The following is an 18,124-nucleotide window of genomic DNA, read 5'->3' as shown; positions in this document are numbered from 1 at the left end:
ACAATAGAGATTATACAAACAGAATGGATTCTCTTACTAGAAGGCGAAATCACAAGATTGATGACTATATGCACAAAGCCAGCAAATATCTTGTTGATTATGCTTTAGATAATAGTTTCAATACTATTGTGATTGGCAATAATAAGGAATGGAAACAGGGATCTTCTATGAGCAAGCGAGCAAATCAATCATTTGTTGGAATCCCGCATATGAGATTTATTCAGATGGTTCAATACAAAGCTCAAAACGTAGGATTAAATGTAGTTCTCACAGAAGAAAGCTATACAAGTGGAACAAGTTTTCTGGATAATGAAGAACCTACAAAAGCCAATTATAACAAATCTCGCAGAGTCTACAGAGGATTATTTGTTAGTAACAATGGTGTTAAGATTAATGCAGATGTGAATGGAGCTTATCAGATTTTGAAAAAAGTATTTCCAAATGCTTATGCCGATGGAATACAGGGTGTAGCGTTACATCCAATTAGAGTAAGTGTTGCATAAGCGATACTGACTAATAAATATTTTATGTAAAAGATTTTTAACATCAATTAATAATCATAAATAAAATAATAACGTAGGAGATAAATCGCATGAGAACAAAATTAGTAGCAACAATTCTTTTAACCGTAATGGTAGGTGCATTAGTAATCGGATGTGGAAAAGAAAAGGTTCAGAATATCGAAGCTGAGTATGAGGTATCTGATGCTTCAATATATCGATGCTGTGCATGAAGTATCTGATGTTTCATATGGTTTGTGCCTTTTCGAAAATAATAATTGTCATGCTTTACTACTCTATTGTATGATAATTAATAGACTATATATCGATATGTGAAGGGAGAAATCACTATGAAAAGATTATTGGTTCTATTTTTTATCGTACTGGTTCTTTGTCTGCCTATAACAAGTTATGCGGCAGGAGCTAAGAGTTATGAATCTTGGGCTAAATCTACTGCGAACAAGATTAAAGACGCTTCTGCTGGTAAAAAGGTAACTATTAAAGGTGGTGAATATACTTCTTTTTCTCCGGGAATAAGAGATGCGATGATCGAACGTCCAGATGTGCAGGTGACTGTTAAATGGAAGAAAAATGGCGAAGATATGAAATTTGTAATCCGCGCAGGCACAGATGTCGCACAGGTTTTTGATGAGAATGGTTATGCGGGATTTGAATATCTTCAGGGATTTTTTGGTGAGAATGGTAAAACAGATGCAGCAAAGGCTATTCTGACAAGAAAAGCTGAGGCAAAGAACATGGTTACAGTTCTGAATCTCAAAAACTATGCAGGAAATAGTGATCAGTTCAATGCTTATAATTATTATACAAGGTATGCTGATCTTCAGACTGCTATCGGCCCTGATGGTGATAAATTGTTAGAGCATTATAATAATTATGGTATTGCAGAAGGAAGAGTAGGCAAATAATATTTTGATGATTGAAATGACTTCGGGTAGAGTGGTTGACTATCTGGAGTCATTTTTTTATTTCATAGGAAATTGCTTCGCATAAAAATCTTGTGATATTTATGCTGTCAGATGATATTGGGGCTGGCTGTCATTATGACTGCAACTGTGCTATACTATACAGAGCAACGGAGTGTTGCTGTTCAGATAGGTGAGCTGATAGCGAGTGAACAGTAGCAATGGAGTTGTTGGGGAAGGGAATGGGACCATGCCAAATCAAAAGCGAATCAGGTTAAAAGGGAAACTCAAGACTTATCTTCGAGTTTTTACATATCTTGGGATATTACTTGTTCTGATCAATGCAGCTGTTTTTTCTGTTAACATTACAGCTGGATTGATTCTTCTTGTGTTCACAGGGCTATATTTTATAGTGGTTTTGTACCTTAATTTTTACAATAAGCCGATCATTATGAATGAGTTGGTGAGTTTTGCTACACAATATGGGCAGATTCAGAAGAAGCTTTTGAGAGAACTTGACCTTGCTCATGCTGTATTGGATGATACAGGCAAGGTGGTGTGGACGAACCTTGCATTTGAGCGGATTGCTCATGTGGAGAAGGGATATAAGAAGTCAATCACATCTCTTTTCCCAAGTATTACAACGGATAAGTTTCCGGATGAGAACGAAGAAGCTTCTTATGAACTGGAATTTGAGAATAGCAATTATACAATGAAGCTTAAGAGGATATCGCTTCATGAAATGGCTGTAAATAGCGATATTATCGATGCCAAAGGGTATGAGGGAAGTCTGATAGCAGTGTATTTATTTGATGAGACTGCTTTAAGACTTGCTATTGAAGAGGTTGATAATCAGTCTTTGGCAGCAGGACTTATTTATCTGGATAACTATGAGGAAGCGCTTGATAGTGTAGAAGAGGTCAGACGTTCTCTTTTAACTGCGCTGATAGATAGAAAGATAAATAAATACATTGCCTCATGCAATGGGATTGCCAAGAAACTTGAGAAAGATAAGTATTTTATCATAATGCCCAAGAAGTCCTGTGAGATGCTTAAGGAGCAGAGATTTGATCTTCTTGAGGATGTCAAGACGGTCAATATCGGAAATGAGATGGCGGTTACGCTTAGTATCGGTATCGGACTTGATGGATTATCTTACGCACAGAACTATGAATTTGCCAGAAATGCGATTGATCTTGCGCTGGGCAGAGGTGGTGATCAGGCTGTTGTTAAGAGTAATGACAATATTTCGTATTACGGCGGAAAGAGTCAGCAGATTGAAAAGAGCACCAGAGTTAAGGCCAGAGTTAAGGCTCATGCTCTTAGAGAGATTATTTCAGGAAAAGACACAGTTATTGTAATGGGGCACAGACTTGGCGATGTAGACAGTTTTGGCTCATCTGTGGGAATATATCGAATTGCAAAGACTTTGGATAAAAAGTGTCATATTGTATTAAATGATGTCACAACTTCAATGCAGCCATTGGTTGACTTGTTTAAGAATAATCCTGATTACGAAGAGGATATGATAATCAACAATCAGCAGGCGATTGATATGGCTGGAAGCAACACTGTTTTGGTTGTTGTTGATGTTAATAAACCAAGTATCACTGAGTGTCCGGAGCTTCTTAGATTTTGCAAGACAATTGTTGTTTTGGATCATCACAGAGCAGGAACTGAAGTTGTTGAGAATGCAACGCTTTCTTATGTTGAACCATATGCTTCATCTGCGTGTGAGATGGTATCTGAAATACTTCAGTATATCGGAGAGAATGTCAAGATAAAGAATGAGGAAGCAGACAGCCTTTACTCCGGAATGATAGTTGATACGAATAACTTCATGAATAAGACCGGCGTAAGAACGTTTGAGGCAGCAGCTTTCCTTAGAAGAAACGGTGCTGACGTGACAAGAGTAAGAAAGCTTTTCAGAGAAGATGCTGTTGAGTATAAGGCAAAGGCTGATGCAGTAAGTCAGGCATTTGTTTATCGCGGAAGATATGCTATTTCTGTCCTTAAAAATGATGAGCTTCAAAGCCCTACTATTATTGGCGCTCAGGCTGCCAATGAGCTTTTGAACATCAAGGGCGTAAGAGCCAGCTTTATATGCACTGAATACCAGAATCAGGTTTATATCAGCGCCAGATCAATTGATGAAGTCAATGTTCAGGTCATCATGGAGAAACTTGGTGGTGGCGGACACATGAGTTCTGCAGGTTGTCAGCTTGAAGGAGTAAGTCTCCAGCAGGCGATTGAAATAATCAAGAATACATTGGATAAGATGATTGAAGGAGGAGAATTATAACTTATGCAGGTTATTTTGTTGGAAGATGTTAAGACATTAGGGAAAAAAGGTGAGATTGTAAAAGTAAGCGATGGTTATGCCAAGAATTTCGTTATTCCTAAAAAACTGGGAGTTGAAGCTACGCAAAAGAACCTTAGCGAGCTTAAGAATCAGCAGAAAAGAGATGCTATCGTAGCAAAGCAGCAGCTTGAAGAAGCTCAGGCTTTTGGTGAGAAGATCAGTAAAGAGACAATACAGCTTACAATGAAGGCTGGAGAAGGCGGACGTGTTTTTGGCTCTGTATCTTCAAAGGAAATTGCTACAGCTGCTAAGCAGCAATTTGGATTTGACATTGATAAGAAAAAACTTCAGATGCCTGAACCTATCAAGGCATTTGGAACATACGAGATTCCTGTTAAATTACACCCACAGGTTACTGCAACACTAAAAGTAAGTGTAAAGGAACAGTAATATGGCCGACGAAGTACAATTAAAAAGAGTGGCGCCCCATAGTCTTGAGGCGGAGCAGTCAGTAGTTGGCGCGATGATCATGGACAAGGATGCTATAGAAGTAGCAGCCGAGATCATAACATCTGCAGATTTCTATGACAGACAGCTGGGCGCGCTTTTTGAAACAATGGTAGAACTTAATAGAGAAGGCAGTGCGGTTGACGTTGTTACATTGCAGAACAGGCTAAGGGAAAAGAATGTGCCCCCTCAGGTTAGCAGTGCTGAATATATCGGAAATCTGATAAATGTAGTACCTACATCTGCAAACGTCAAGCATTATGCCAAAATAGTTGCAGATAAGTCAACTTTAAGAAAACTTATACGTGTCAGCGAAGAGACAATCAATGACTGTTATTCCGGTGGCGATGATATGGAAGGCATTCTAAATGAGGCTGAAAAGAAAGTCTTTAAGATTACTCAGAAGCGCAATACCGGTGATTTTGTTTCTATTGATCAGGTAGTAATGAATGCCCTGAACAAGATAGAGATTGCAAGTAAGATGAAGGGTAATGTTACAGGTCATGCAACAGGTTTTATTGACCTGGATTATGATACAGCCGGATTCCAGCCCTCTGACCTTATCCTGATCGCGGCAAGACCTGCTATGGGAAAAACAGCTTTTGTTCTTAATATAGCTGAGCACATGGCATTTCACGATAAGAAGTGCGTTGCGATGTTTTCTCTGGAAATGTCAAAGGAACAGTTTGTTAACCGTCTTCTTTCCATGGAATCACATGTTGACTCACAGCATATAAGAACCGGTAATATGTCGGATCTGGATTGGGAGAAGCTTATTGAAAGCGCAGATGTTATAGGTTCATCCAAACTTATCATAGATGATACTCCGAGTATTTCTATTCAGGAACTAAGAACGAAATGTCGTAAATATAAAATGGAGTTCGATCTTCAGGTTATTATTATCGACTATTTACAGCTGATGTCAGGAGGAACAGGAAAAAGCTCTGAATCCAGACAGCAGGAGATTTCAGAAATATCAAGATCATTAAAGGCGCTTGCGAGAGAGCTTAATGTTCCTGTAGTAGCTCTTTCTCAGTTGTCCCGTGCGGTTGAACAAAGACCTGATCACAGGCCTATGCTTTCAGATCTTCGAGAATCCGGTGCTATTGAGCAGGACGCGGATATGGTAATGTTTATCTACAGAGATGACTACTATAATAAGGATACTGAGAAAAAAGGAATTGCTGAGATTATCATAGCAAAACAGAGACATGGCCCAATTGGAACTGTAGAACTATTGTGGATGCCTGAATTTACTAAGTTTGCTAATTTAGAGAAGGGGCATTGATGAATTGAAATCAAATATGGGACAATTAATATTCCTATTAGCCTTATGACTCGTATGCTACGAAGTAGCAAATATCAAAATTTAGTCTGTTCATGAAAAAAAGCACGTTTATCAAGAAAAACTTGAAAACGTGCTTTTTATATTTTTTGTTTGGCTCAACCCTGAGAAATAGCTGAAACTGGGCACTGAGCAGCGCATGAACCGCAGTCGATGCAAGTGTCAGCGTCGATAACGTACTGAGCGTCTCCCTGAGAAATAGCTGAAACTGGGCACTGAGCAGCGCATGATCCACAGCTGATGCAACCATCACTAATAACGTATGCCATAATAATCTCCTTCCATATAAATGCCTTTTTTTGTAACAAAAACAGATTGGATTTGCCATTGCCAATCTTTGATACATGATAATGATATAATAACAAGCTTTTTTGCGCAAGTCTATAATCGAAAACTTTTATCAGATGAAAACATTAAATTAATATAAATTAACTGACAATATAGATAAAGACTGAAAATGTAAACGCTTACACAAAATGCCGTCAAACCCTTATAAACATTGACAGTTGTATGGTTTTAATGGTACTATTGAAAGCGGCAGAATATTAGTGGAGGATGTCCGTCACAACTGATTTCTAGGGAGGAAAAAGGATTGTGGAGGGCGTTTTTGCGCGATTTCAAGCAATTCAGTGGCCAAACGGGCAAATGTAAGAATTTTGTGATAATTCAGAATTTTTACACTTGTCCATTTGGCAAGAAGCCACAGCGAGGAAATGCTATGCATTTTTTAGTGCGGAACTGAATGGCTAAATATAAAAACCAAATAAGGTAGGAGGAATCAAAATGGCAAGAAACATGAAAACCATGGACGGTAACGAAGCAGCTGCATATGCTTCATATGCTTTTACTGAAGTAGCTGCTATGTACCCGATCACACCATCATCTGTTATGCCAGAGCATGTAGATGAATGGGCAACAGCCGGAAAAAAGAACATTTTCGGTCGTACAGTTCAGATTACAGAGATGCAGTCTGAGGCTGGTGCAGCAGGCGCTGTACACGGATCACTTGTAGTAGGTGCTCTTACATCTACATACACAGCTTCACAGGGACTTCTTCTTATGATCCCTGATATCTACAAGGTAGCCGGTGAGAGACTCCCTGGAGTATTCAACGTATCAGCTCGTTGCGTAGCTTCACATGCATTGAACATCTTCGGTGATCATTCCGACGTTTACGCTTGCCGTCAGACAGGTGCTGCTATGCTTTGCGATTCTAGCGTACAGGAAGTTATGGATTTAACACCTGTAGCATATTGCGCAGCAATCGAGGGAAGAATTCCTTTCATTAACTTCTTTGATGGATTCCGTACATCACATGAAATTCAGAAGATTGAGGTTTGGGATTATAAGGATCTTGATGAGATGGTTAACCATGAGGCAATTGATGCATTCAAGGCTGGCGCTCTTAATCCAAATCATCCTTGCCAGATGGGATCTGCACAGAACCCTGATATTTTCTTCCAGACAAGAGAAGCTTGCAACACAGGCTATAATGAACTTCCTGACATCGTTCAGAAGTACATGGATAAGGTTAATGCTAAGATCGGTACAGATTACAAGCTCTTTAACTACTATGGAGATCCTGATGCAGAGGTAGTTATCGTTGCTATGGGTTCTGTAAACGATACAATCGAAGAGACAATCGATTATCTTGAAAAGCAGGGTAAGAAGGTTGGTGTTGTTAAGGTTCGCCTTTACAGACCATTCTCAGCTAAAGCTCTTGTTGATGCAATTCCTGCATCTGTTAAGAGAATCGAAGTTCTCGACAGAACAAAGGAGCCAGGATCATATCGTGAGCCTCTTGCTCTTGATGTTATCGCAGCTCTTAAGGGAACAAAGTTCGAGTCAGTTCCAGTATTCTGTGGACGTTATGGACTTGGTTCAAAGGACACGACACCTGCACAGATCGTTGCAGTATTTGAAAATGACAAGAAGGAAGAGTTCACAATCGGTATTGAGGATGATGTAACAAATCTTTCACTTGATGCTGGTGCTCCTCTTGTTACAACTCCAGAGGGAACAACAAACTGTAAGTTCTGGGGACTTGGCGCTGATGGTACTGTTGGTGCTAACAAGAACTCTATCAAGATCATTGGTGATAACACAGACATGTATGCTCAGGCATACTTTGATTATGACTCTAAGAAGTCAGGTGGTGTTACAATGTCTCACCTTAGATTTGGTAAGAAGCCTATCAAGTCAACTTACCTCATCAAGAAGGCAGACTTCGTAGCATGCCATAATCCATCATATATCCGCAAGTTCAATATGGTTCAGGAACTTGTTGATGGTGGTTCATTCCTTCTTAACTGCCCATGGACAGTTGATCAGCTTGAGGCTGAGATTCCTGGACAGGTTAAGAAATTCATGTATGATCACAAGATTAACTTCTACATCATGAATGGTTCTAAGATTGGTGTTGAAGTTGGTATGGGACCTACAAGAATTAACACAATCCTTCAGTCAGCTTTCTTCAATATCACAAAGATCATTCCTGAAGCTGATGCTATTAAGTTCATGAAGGATGCAGCTCAGAAGACATACGGCCGTAAGGGTGAAGATGTCGTTAAGAAGAACTGGGATGCTATTGATGCAGGTGCTGATCCTAAGAACCTCATCAAGGTTGAGATTCCTGAGAGCTGGAAGGATGCACAGGACGAAGGTCTTGACTTCAAGAAGGCAGAAGGCTCAAGAAAGGATGTTATTGACTTCGTTAATAATATTCAGGCTAAGGTTAATGCTCAGGAAGGTAATACACTTAAAGTTTCAGATTGTCTTCCTTACGTTGATGGTGCTACACCTTCAGGTTCAGCAGCATACGAGAAGAGAGGAATCGCAGTTAATGTTCCTAAGTGGGATTCTACAAAGTGCGTAGAGTGTGGATTCTGTTCACTCGTTTGTCCTCACGCTGCAATCCGTACTATTGCTCTTACAGATGACGAAGTTGCTAAGGCTCCGGAAGGACTTGAGACAAAAGAACTTACAGGAATGCCTGGTTACAAGTTTGCAGTTGTTATTTCTGCTCTTGACTGTACAGGATGCGGTTCTTGCGCTAATGTATGTCTTGGAAATAAGCAGGGTGAGACACTTAAGATGGGTGCTATCGCTGCTAATAAGGAAGAACAGAAGTACTTCGATTATGCAGTTACACTTCCAATTAAGGAAGATGTTGTTGCTAAGTTTGGTGAAGGAACAATCAAGGGCTCACAGTATAAGCAGCCTCTCCTTGAGTTCTCAGGCGCTTGCGCAGGTTGTGGTGAGACACCTTATGTTAAACTTGTTACTCAGCTCTTTGGTGACAGAATGTATGTTGCAAATGCTACAGGATGTACATCAATCTGGGGTAACTCTTCACCTTCAACACCTTACACAGTAAATGCTAAGGGACAGGGTCCTGCATGGGATAACTCACTGTTCGAAGATAATGCTGAGTTTGGTATGGGTATGGTTCTTGCTCAGAATGCACTTCGTGATGCAATCAAAGAGCAGGTTGAGAATATCGTTGCTGCAGGTGGTCCTGCTAAGGATGCTGCTCAGAAGTGGCTTGATACATTCAACATCGGTTCTGAGAACACAGCAGCTACAGATGCTCTTGTAGAAGCACTTAAGGGCGACAGCTCAGATGCTGCAAAGTACGTTCTTAAGAATAAAGACTTTGCTGCTAAGAAGTCACAGTGGATCTTCGGTGGTGACGGATGGGCATTCGATATCGGATTTGGTGGTCTTGACCATGTACTTGCTTCCGGTAAGGATGTAAACGTTCTTGTTGTAAACACAGAGGTTTACTCAAATACTGGTGGACAGTCATCAAAGGCTACTCCTACAGGTGCTGTTGCACAGTTCGCTGCAGGCGGTAAAGAGATTAAGCAGAAAGACCTTGCTTCTATCGCAATGAGCTATGGTTATGTATATGTTGCACAGATCGCTATGGGTGCTAACATGCAGCAGACCATCAACGCAATTAAAGAGGCTGAGGCTTATCCAGGACCTTCACTTATCATCGCTTATGCTCCATGTATCAACCAGGGTCTTAAGGCTGGTATGAACAAGGTTATGGACGAAGAGAAGAAGGCTGTTGCTACAGGATATTGGGATATGTTCAGATTCAATCCTCAGGCAGAGAAGAAGTTTACTCTTGATTCCAAGCCTGCAACAGAAGACTTCCAGAGCTTCCTTGATGGTGAGGTTAGATACCTTTCACTTAAGCTCAAGAATCCTGAGAGAGCAGCTAAGCTCAACGCTGCTGCAGCTCAGCATGCTAAGGAGCACAGAGCTTATCTTGAAAAACTTGTTAACCTTTATGGAAATGAGTAATTCATAGGTAAGAGCATAATATAATCACAATCGGGCAGGAGACGGTTCGTCTCCTGCCTGTTTTTATCAATTACTTTCTGCTTAATAAATAAATGTTCTGATATGAACGTTGCTGGTTACAAAGAGTTACAAGCAATTATTTGTTCTAATACACATTTTATGTAACAGATAGTTTTGTACGCGATTGCATATGAAAAGAAAAAGACCGATTCAAATGAACCGGTCTTTTTTAAATCATATTCAAATCTTAGAAAGTGTCTGCACAGCATTATCTTTAACAAGAGTTGTATAATGTTCATCTAAGTATTGAACTTCTGCTGTACTGCCAAACTCTGTCTTGCCATATTCTGTAAGTAAAGAACAGATATTGGCGAAAATGTTGTCATCCAGATCTCCCTGATGAAGAATGAGATAATATTTATTGTTATTCTCGTTCTTATAAAGAGTGTTTAAACCATTGAATTTCTTGCTGACTATTGCTGCAAATTTTGTAACTTCATGAATGGAGTCGAAAGAAAAGATCTTGAAGCCTTTTTTGCTGAGCTGTCCTTTCTTCTTTGTGTTTGCAGTTTTTTCCTTAAGCTTTTTTGAATCGGAGAAAGAACCACTAAATGACGGTTCAAAATTGTCATTCATATTACTGTGCTGTAACCGTCTGAAGAGTCCCATAACATCCTCTTCATCGTCTTCCTCGTAATCGTCGTCCTCATCGTAATCATAGTCGTATTCATATTCGTCATCATCTTCGTGAACTGATGGGGCGAAATTGGAGAACCTGGTGTCAAGTTCTTCCGGATCTTCAACCTTGGTGATGATCAGGACGATGCATTCAGAGTTGATTGGGATAGCTTCTATCATAAGAGGCGTATCCTCTGCATCAAAACCATATTGTAAATTAGCCTGTTGCATCATGTCCTGAAACAGCTCTTTGGCCTTATCGGTGCCATATGCAAGCTCTGTAATCTTAAGGTCACGCTTCGCAAGGTCATCTTTGGTAAGTGTGCATCTGATCTGGTGATCATTGACTTTTTCAATTTTCATGATGCTTACCTCCTGACTTTGGAATACATTGATACTAATTTAAAGACTATTATATGTCAATAGATGTATCGTCATAAATGGGAAAAATTATTATTTTTTTTCCATCTACATAAAATCTTAAGAATTTTCGATGGTAAATCTTAAGAATTTTATGATAGCATTGTTTTTGTGAGGCGCCTGACCGAGTATTTGAGCCCGGAAAGGAGGAGTCTGATTTAGAACATTAAAGTCTTACTTTTCAACTATTCCGTTAAAAAACGGGATGTCTTACTAGAAAGTTTCGATTTAAGTTCTTAAAATTATTCACAAACAACAAACGCATAGACAAATAATAGTACTTTCCTACTATTATTATACCATATTTGGTATGACGACACATACAATATACTAAGGGTTTGGTGAATGGCGCTTCTTTTTATTAATTTACGTCAACTGTTGAAAAGGTCTTTTGCGGCTTTTATGGGATTTATCACGGCAAGACAGCCTTTTGGTTCATAAGCGCAAAGCTTATTCAGGAAAAGAAGTTGCAAAATATCAAGAAAAAATGTTACAGTTCATGCAGGAATGCTCAAATCAGATTCTGAAGCGAGTTGATTGTGAGTGAACGGTAACGAAAAATTATTGAATAGATAGAGGACCCCGCCTTGACATATACAATGATCATTAATATATATAATTTACTTTTTATATTATTGTTTTGATAGATAGCAACATGACTTTCATAATGACGTAAACTTAATAGTCTGTTATAATAAAGGGCGATTGTAAAGGAGCCAGGAAAATGAAAAAGAAAGTGATTCCGGCGATTATTATAATCGCCCTTATTTTTGTTATTGGCGGAGTGTATGCCGCTCAGATTTTTATGAAAAAGTATTCATACAGCACAGAAAAAGCAGACCTTAATGATTACTTCGACATTCAGGATGATACAGATGTCGCGATCATTCTTGGTAATGAGCGTATAGAAGAAAGAGCAAGACTTTTTGATGATCATTATTATATGGATTTTGCTTCAGTTCAAAAATATCTGAACAGAAGATTTTTTTATGGAAAAGCTGATAACTTAATCTTTTATACCACAGCAACTAAAGTTATACATTCTGAGATTGGAACTTCTATTTGGGAAGATTCAGATGGAAATAATGAAGATGTGGGATATGCAATTTCAAAAATGGAAAACGATACATTGTATCTTGCATTGGATTTTGTAAAGAAGTTCACCAATTTTGAATATGAAGGCTTTACAGGTCCAAATCACATGCAGCTTACAACTAAGTGGGATGATGTGACAGTGGCAACCGTTTCCAAGGATACACAGCTTAGATTACGTGGCGGAATAAAAAGCGAAGTTTTAGAGGAACTTAGTAAGGGCGACAAGGTTATTGTGCTTGAAGAGCTCGAGAACTGGTCCAAGGTAAAATCGGGAGATAGCTTTATCGGTTATGTTGAAAACAAGAAGCTTTCCGACACTACAACAGAGAGTCCGATTCCTGTGGAGGATTATGTTGAGGAAGAATATACTTCTTTAAATAGAAATAAGAAGATAAACCTTGGCTTCCATAATATAGGCGGCCCGGCAGGAAATGATACATTAGTTTCTACTGTGTCAGGGGCTAAGAGCCTTAATGTTGTCTGTCCGACCTGGTACAAGATTGGTAGTGAAGATGGCACTATAGAGAGCATTGCTTCTACAGCTTATACTAAGAAGGCACATGAACTTGGGCTTGAAGTGTGGGCACTTGTGGATAACTTTACAAGTAGTCAGGAGGTGTCTACCTCAGAGTTTTTATCCAGATTTTCCAGCAGACAAAATGCTATAAATAATCTTATGTCACTTGCGGCTGAGAATGGCGTTGACGGAATCAATCTTGATTTTGAGACTATTTCTACAGAAGATGGACAGGCTTATATAGAGTTTGTAAGAGAATTATCAGTTGCCTGCAGAAAGAACGGACTTGTTTTTTCTATAGATGATTATGTACCTATGAATTTCAATGACCACTATGACATTAAGGAGCAGGGAATAGTTGCGGATTATGTGATCATAATGGGGTATGATGAGCACTATGCAGGTTCTGCTGAGGCAGGTTCTGTGGCATCACTTAGTTATGTTGAAAACGGACTTAAGAATACTGTAGCGAAGGTTGATCCTTCAAAGGTAATTAACGCAGTTCCTTTTTATACAAGAATATGGCATACTACAAACGGAGCGCTTTCAAGTGAAGCGGTTTCAATGAAGGTTGCTCAGGAATACATAGCAAACCATAATATAGAACTGACATGGAATCCTGATGAAGGACAGAATTATGGTGAATTTAGATCTTCTAATGGCACCTTAAATCAGATATGGGTTGAGGATGCTACTTCTATCAAACAGAAGATTGATTCAATGAGAGCTCAGAATATCGCGGGAATCGCAGAATGGTCACTTGGAATGGAGACCAGTGATATCTGGGATGTGATAGCAAGTTATATCGAGGAATAAAAAGTGGAAACAAAAGTAATAGTAATAGATGAAAATGATATAGATGAAACGGCGCAGGCCGGACTTGAAGAGGCAGGAAGAATAATAAAAGAGGGCGGTCTTGTTGCTTTTCCTACAGAAACAGTATATGGACTTGGCGGAGATGCGCTTAATCCTGAATCTTCCAAAAAGATATATGCTGCAAAGGGAAGACCTTCGGATAATCCACTTATTGTGCATGTGGCAAATATGGAGGATCTTGCTGATATTGTAAAAGAAGTACCGGAATCAGCAAAAAAGCTTGCAAAGGCATTTTGGCCCGGACCACTCACAATGATAATGAATAAAAATGAAAAAGTGCCCTATGAGACTACAGGCGGACTTGATACTGTGGCGATAAGAATGCCAAATAATAAGATAGCGCTTGAACTCATAAGACAGTCAGGCGGCTATATTGCAGCTCCAAGCGCTAATACTTCCGGTAGGCCTAGTCCTACAATAGCAAGGTATTGCGAAGAAGATCTTTCGGGCAAGATTGAGATGATAATTGATGGCGGCCAGGTGGGAATTGGCCTTGAGTCAACAATCGTTGATCTTACATCAGATGTCCCAATGATATTAAGACCGGGATATATCACTGCTTCTATGCTTAAAGATGTGCTTGGTGAGATAAGCATAGACAGGACGATAATAGATGGTTCTTCTGCGGAGAAACCCAAAGCTCCGGGAATGAAATACAGACATTATGCTCCAAAGGGCCAGCTTATGATCGTGCAAGGGCAGCAGGACAATGTTGTCGATTATATAAATAAGAGCACGAAAGAAGCAATGGCAGAGGGCAAGAGAGTAGGCATCATCGGTACTGATGCTACGATGAAGCTTTATAGTGCTGATGTTGTCAAAAGCGTTGGCAACAGAGAAGATGAGAGAACTATTGCTCATGAGCTTTTCAAGGTCTTAAGAGAGTTTGATGATGAAAATATTGATGTGATGTTTTCAGAATCTTTTGATGATAGCGGAATCGGACAGGCTATTATGAACCGATTATTAAAGGCAGCAGGACATAACGTAAAAGTGGTATAATCATTAGTAAATGTCATTACTGTTTATAAAGAAATGATTCAGTAACTAAATGTCAGAAAATCTGTCGTTTAGTTTATAGAAAAAATCATAATGAAAAGGAAGATAAGGAAATGATAGCAATAGCAAGTGATCATGGTGGATTGGAATTAAAGGAATCAGTTAAAAAACACCTTCAGGAGAGAAATATAGAGTACAAGGATTTTGGAACATATGACAACAGTTCCTGCGATTATCCTGATTTTGGAGCAGCAGCAGCTAAGGCAGTAGCAGCAGGAGAATGTGAAAAAGGCATTGTTATCTGCACTACAGGAATTGGAATTTCAATCGTTGCAAACAAGATAAAAGGTATCAGATGCGCTCTTTGCTCCGAGACAACAACAGCGAGACTTACAAGAGAACACAATGATGCAAATGTCCTTGCTATGGGTGGCGGTCTTGTAGGACCTCTTCTTGCAAATGAGATTGTAGATACATTCTTAGATACTCCATTTTCAAATCTTGAAAAACACAGCAGAAGAATAGCTAAGATTGCAGAACTTGAGAAATAATAGTTACCGGGCAGACAAAAAATGCGCACTGTTCTGTGTGGGTTGTGAAAAAAGATTTAATAGTGATATAGCAAAAGATAAAAATGATAATCTTTGTTTTAAAAATAGGAGGCGAATATGGGAAAAGTAGTTATTATGGATCATCCGTTAATACAGCATAAGATAGGTTTTATCAGAAGAACTGATACAGGTACGATGACTTTCAGACAGACTATCAGCGAGATTGCTATGCTGATCTGTTATGAGGCAACAAGAGATCTTCAGCTTAAGGATGTTGAGATTGACACACCTATCTGCAAGACAACTGTAAAAGAGTTAAAGGGAAGAAAACTGTGCGTTGTTCCGATTTTAAGAGCAGGTCTTGGAATGGTTGATGGAATGCTTGCACTTATTCCTACAGCCAAAGTCGGACATATCGGTTTGTATCGTGATCCTGAAACACTTAAGCCTGTCGAGTATTATTGCAAGATGCCGGCTGATGTTGCAGAGAGAGAAATCTTTGTAGTCGATCCAATGCTGGCAACAGGCGGTTCATCTGTAGCTGCTATTCAGATGCTCAAGGACAGAGGCTGCAAGCATATTCATTTCCTTTGCATCATTGCTGCGCCTGAGGGACTTAAGGCTATGCAGGAAGCTCATCCTGATGTTGATATCTATGTAGGTTCTTTGGATGAGAAGCTTAATGAGCATGGATATATTGTTCCGGGTCTTGGAGATGCAGGCGATAGAATATTTGGAACAAAGTAAGGACGGATGGGAATTACTGTTCAGACAAAAAAGTCGCGAATTAGTTACTGGAGTAAGCCGGTAGCGAGTGAACAGTAACTGATGAATCTTCGGAGGATTTAATGAAAAGAGAAGATTATATTAGTTGGGATGAATACTTTATGGGAGTGGCAAAGCTTGCCGCTATGAGGTCCAAGGATCCTAACACTCAGGTTGGAAGCTGCATAGTAAGTGAGGATAACAATATCCTTTCTATGGGATATAACGGTTTTCCCAAGGGATGTTCAGATGAGGATTTCCCATGGGAGAGAGACGGAGAGGATGAGATGTCAACTAAATATCCTTTCGTAACTCACAGTGAACTTAATGCAATTCTTAACTATCGGGGCGGAAGTCTTGTAGGAGCTAAGATTTACGTTTCTTTATTCCCATGTAATGAGTGCGCCAAAGCAATCATTCAGGCGGGAATTCGCACTGTTGTTTATGATAGTGATAAATACAGTGATTCAGTGACAACTAAGGCATCCAAGAAAATGTTTGATGCTGCAGGGGTCAGATATTATAAATATCAGCCAAGTGGCAGAAATATAAAGATTACTATTTGACTTGAACTATGCAAAAAAGAGATGCCAGGGGAAGCAATTTCATAAAGAGATTAGCAGGCACAGGGGTGGTGCTTTTGAGCGTTCTTGCTTTATCTATGACTTCTGTATCAATAAGAGCTGATGCTACAGAATCTACAAGAAAAAAGCTTGAGGATGCAAAAGAAAAAAAGAAACAATCCCAGAATGAGCTTGATAATACAAAAGATGATATCGTGGAGATGAACGAAGAAAAGTCATCACTTCAGGGGCAGCTTAACAAGTTGAATACACAGCTTTCTGAAGTGAGCAGTAATCTTGCAGATCTGGAAGAGCAGATTGGAGATAAAAAGACTGAAATAGAAAATACAATAATGGAGCTTGAACTGGCAAGAAAGACTGAAGAAGATCAGTATGCCAGCATGAAAAAGCGTATTCAGTTTATTTATGAAAAGCAGCGATTTGTTTTTGTGGATATGCTTTTGGGGGCTACAAGTTTTGCGGATTTTCTAAATCAGAATAATTATATTGAACAGCTCTCAGCCTATGATAGGAAAATGTTTTTGAAATATATCGAGAACAGGGAAAATATCGAGGCAAAGGAAGCGGCTTTGCAGCTTGAAAGGGAAGAACTTGAAGATTATCAGGTAAAAGCCAAGGCTGAACAGAGCAGAGTTTCTGGATTGGTGTCACAGACTTCGGGTTCTATCCAGCAATATGCCAATGATATTTCAGGCGCAGAGGCGAAAGCCCAGGCACTTGAAAATCAGATAAAGGCACAGGAAGAAGATATTAAGAACCTTGAGGCTAAACTTGCAGAAGAAATACGTTTATCCAAGCTGGCAGCTTCGTCTGCGTGGAGAAATATTTCTGAGGTGACATTTGCTGAGGGAGACAGATATCTTTTGGCAAATCTGATCTACTGCGAAGCAGGTGGTGAACCCTACGAGGGAAAAGTTGCTGTTGGCGCAGTCGTAATTAACAGAGTGCTCAGCTCAGTTTATCCTGATACTCTCGTTGGTGTTATTTACCAGAACAAACAGTTCTCACCGGTAGCTAGTGGAAGACTTGCTCTTGCACTGGCAGAGGGAAAAGCATCTGCAGCTTGTTATCAGGCGGCGGATGAGGCTATGAGCGGATATTCAAATGTTGGAAACTGTGTTTATTTTAGAACGCCGGTTCCGGGGCTTTCCGGAATAAATATTGGAGGGCACGTATTTTATTAAATAGGAGATTAAGCATTTTCTGAGATTATTTTCTCTATAGGAGCAGTAAGCGAAGAAATGTCGTTTTCGTAAAGATCATTAAGGAGCTTGTTCAGTGAGAGCAGGCTCTTTTTAAGAAGAGTTTCATCTATAAGTCTTTGCTCAAAGGCTTCTGATAACTCATCGAGATCTACTATTTTCATTTGTCCGTCAGGGAAGATTTTGACATCTGCAAGAAGATCGATAACAAGAAGAGTATTTTTGTCGGAGTCATATTCCCAGGTTATGATGTCGCAGTACCAGCACAAAAGACTTCCGTCATCACGCAGAAATTTACTGATTTTATAACCGCGGTCAAGGTAATAGCAGGAATACCCGTGGGAAAGATCGCATCTTTTTCTAATGGTATTCCACTTGGTTATGATCATGGTGTCAGTGCATTCCAATATAATATCGTTATTAAGAAGAACGCACTCATCAGGGATAAATCGTTTGCGGTACAAGATTGGATGTTTCATATTAACTCCTTTCATGAGAAAACAGCAAACAACTTAAATTGTATTACGAAAATATTACTATTATTCA

At 39.4% G+C, this 18,124-nt stretch carries 16 protein-coding genes; 13 read left to right on the top strand and 3 right to left on the bottom strand.

The annotated features are described in order from the left end of the window. The 6 genes from BM086_RS17815 to dnaB form a co-directional block, all read left to right on the top strand. Nucleotides 1-503, top strand: a 503-nt coding sequence (locus tag BM086_RS17815; RefSeq protein WP_141107781.1) for an IS200/IS605 family accessory protein TnpB-related protein, incomplete at its 5' end; no start/stop codon positions are given. Between the two features lie 89 nt (nucleotides 504-592). Continuing rightward, on the top strand, nucleotides 593-733 hold the full coding sequence (locus tag BM086_RS21100; RefSeq protein WP_175560359.1) for a hypothetical protein: 141 nt from the start codon (nucleotides 593-595) through the stop codon (nucleotides 731-733). 117 nt (nucleotides 734-850) lie between these two features. Then, entirely contained in the window at nucleotides 851-1,426 is a 576-nt protein-coding gene (locus BM086_RS17810; protein ID WP_092330492.1) for a hypothetical protein, read from the top strand. Nucleotides 1,427-1,673: 247 nt separating this feature from the next. Beyond that, a complete protein-coding gene (locus BM086_RS17805; protein ID WP_092330487.1) occupies nucleotides 1,674-3,725 on the top strand; it encodes a DHH family phosphoesterase in 2,052 nt (683 codons plus the stop codon). A gap of 3 nt (nucleotides 3,726-3,728) precedes the next feature. Further along, a complete protein-coding gene (gene rplI, locus BM086_RS17800; protein ID WP_092330483.1) occupies nucleotides 3,729-4,175 on the top strand; it encodes a 50S ribosomal protein L9 in 447 nt (148 codons plus the stop codon). 1 nt (nucleotide 4,176) lies between these two features. Continuing rightward, nucleotides 4,177-5,520, top strand: a complete 1,344-nt coding sequence (gene dnaB, locus BM086_RS17795; RefSeq protein WP_092330478.1) for a replicative DNA helicase — start codon at nucleotides 4,177-4,179, stop codon at nucleotides 5,518-5,520. 155 nt (nucleotides 5,521-5,675) lie between these two features. On the opposite strand, the gene BM086_RS17790 is transcribed toward dnaB, so the two are convergent. Continuing rightward, nucleotides 5,676-5,846 carry a DUF362 domain-containing protein gene (locus tag BM086_RS17790; protein WP_026517500.1) on the bottom strand — a complete coding sequence of 57 codons (171 nt, stop codon included), beginning with the start codon at nucleotides 5,844-5,846 and terminating at the stop codon, nucleotides 5,676-5,678. A gap of 514 nt (nucleotides 5,847-6,360) precedes the next feature. On the opposite strand from BM086_RS17790, the gene nifJ reads away from it, so the two are divergent. Then, nucleotides 6,361-9,891 (top strand): pyruvate:ferredoxin (flavodoxin) oxidoreductase, encoded by a 3,531-nt coding sequence (gene nifJ, locus BM086_RS17785; protein ID WP_092330473.1) that lies wholly within the window; start codon nucleotides 6,361-6,363, stop codon nucleotides 9,889-9,891. Between the two features lie 240 nt (nucleotides 9,892-10,131). Here the strand turns inward: nifJ and BM086_RS17780 are convergent, their stop codons facing one another. Continuing rightward, nucleotides 10,132-10,932, bottom strand: a complete 801-nt coding sequence (locus BM086_RS17780) for an adaptor protein MecA (RefSeq protein WP_092330468.1) — start codon at nucleotides 10,930-10,932, stop codon at nucleotides 10,132-10,134. 781 nt (nucleotides 10,933-11,713) lie between these two features. Here BM086_RS17780 and BM086_RS17775 point away from each other — a divergent pair. The 6 genes from BM086_RS17775 to BM086_RS17750 all read left to right on the top strand — a co-directional run bounded on the left by BM086_RS17775 (nucleotide 11,714) and on the right by BM086_RS17750 (nucleotide 17,560). Then, the gene (locus BM086_RS17775) at nucleotides 11,714-13,417 is read left to right on the top strand and encodes a glycosyl hydrolase family 18 protein (protein WP_092330463.1); all 1,704 of its coding nucleotides are present in this window, start codon (nucleotides 11,714-11,716) and stop codon (nucleotides 13,415-13,417) included. A gap of 3 nt (nucleotides 13,418-13,420) precedes the next feature. Further along, nucleotides 13,421-14,479 carry an L-threonylcarbamoyladenylate synthase gene (locus BM086_RS17770; RefSeq protein WP_092330460.1) on the top strand — a complete coding sequence of 353 codons (1,059 nt, stop codon included), beginning with the start codon at nucleotides 13,421-13,423 and terminating at the stop codon, nucleotides 14,477-14,479. Between the two features lie 110 nt (nucleotides 14,480-14,589). Next, on the top strand, nucleotides 14,590-15,027 hold the full coding sequence (gene rpiB, locus BM086_RS17765; RefSeq protein ID WP_092330456.1) for a ribose 5-phosphate isomerase B: 438 nt from the start codon (nucleotides 14,590-14,592) through the stop codon (nucleotides 15,025-15,027). A gap of 117 nt (nucleotides 15,028-15,144) precedes the next feature. After that, a complete protein-coding gene (upp, locus tag BM086_RS17760; protein ID WP_092330451.1) occupies nucleotides 15,145-15,774 on the top strand; it encodes a uracil phosphoribosyltransferase in 630 nt (209 codons plus the stop codon). Between the two features lie 101 nt (nucleotides 15,775-15,875). Next, nucleotides 15,876-16,358 (top strand): deoxycytidylate deaminase, encoded by a 483-nt coding sequence (locus BM086_RS17755; RefSeq protein ID WP_092330446.1) that lies wholly within the window; start codon nucleotides 15,876-15,878, stop codon nucleotides 16,356-16,358. 8 nt (nucleotides 16,359-16,366) lie between these two features. Then, entirely contained in the window at nucleotides 16,367-17,560 is a 1,194-nt protein-coding gene (locus BM086_RS17750) for a cell wall hydrolase (RefSeq protein ID WP_175560358.1), read from the top strand. Between the two features lie 8 nt (nucleotides 17,561-17,568). Here BM086_RS17750 and BM086_RS17745 read toward each other — a convergent pair whose 3' ends face one another. Next, a complete protein-coding gene (locus BM086_RS17745; protein WP_092330442.1) occupies nucleotides 17,569-18,057 on the bottom strand; it encodes a DUF402 domain-containing protein in 489 nt (162 codons plus the stop codon). Nucleotides 18,058-18,124: the final 67 nt, after the last annotated feature.

This window comes from Butyrivibrio sp. YAB3001, assembly GCF_900112195.1.
Lineage (GTDB): Bacteria > Bacillota > Clostridia > Lachnospirales > Lachnospiraceae > Butyrivibrio.
Note: the sequence above shows the minus strand (reverse complement) of the source record. Positions and strands in the feature narration are given on the sequence as shown.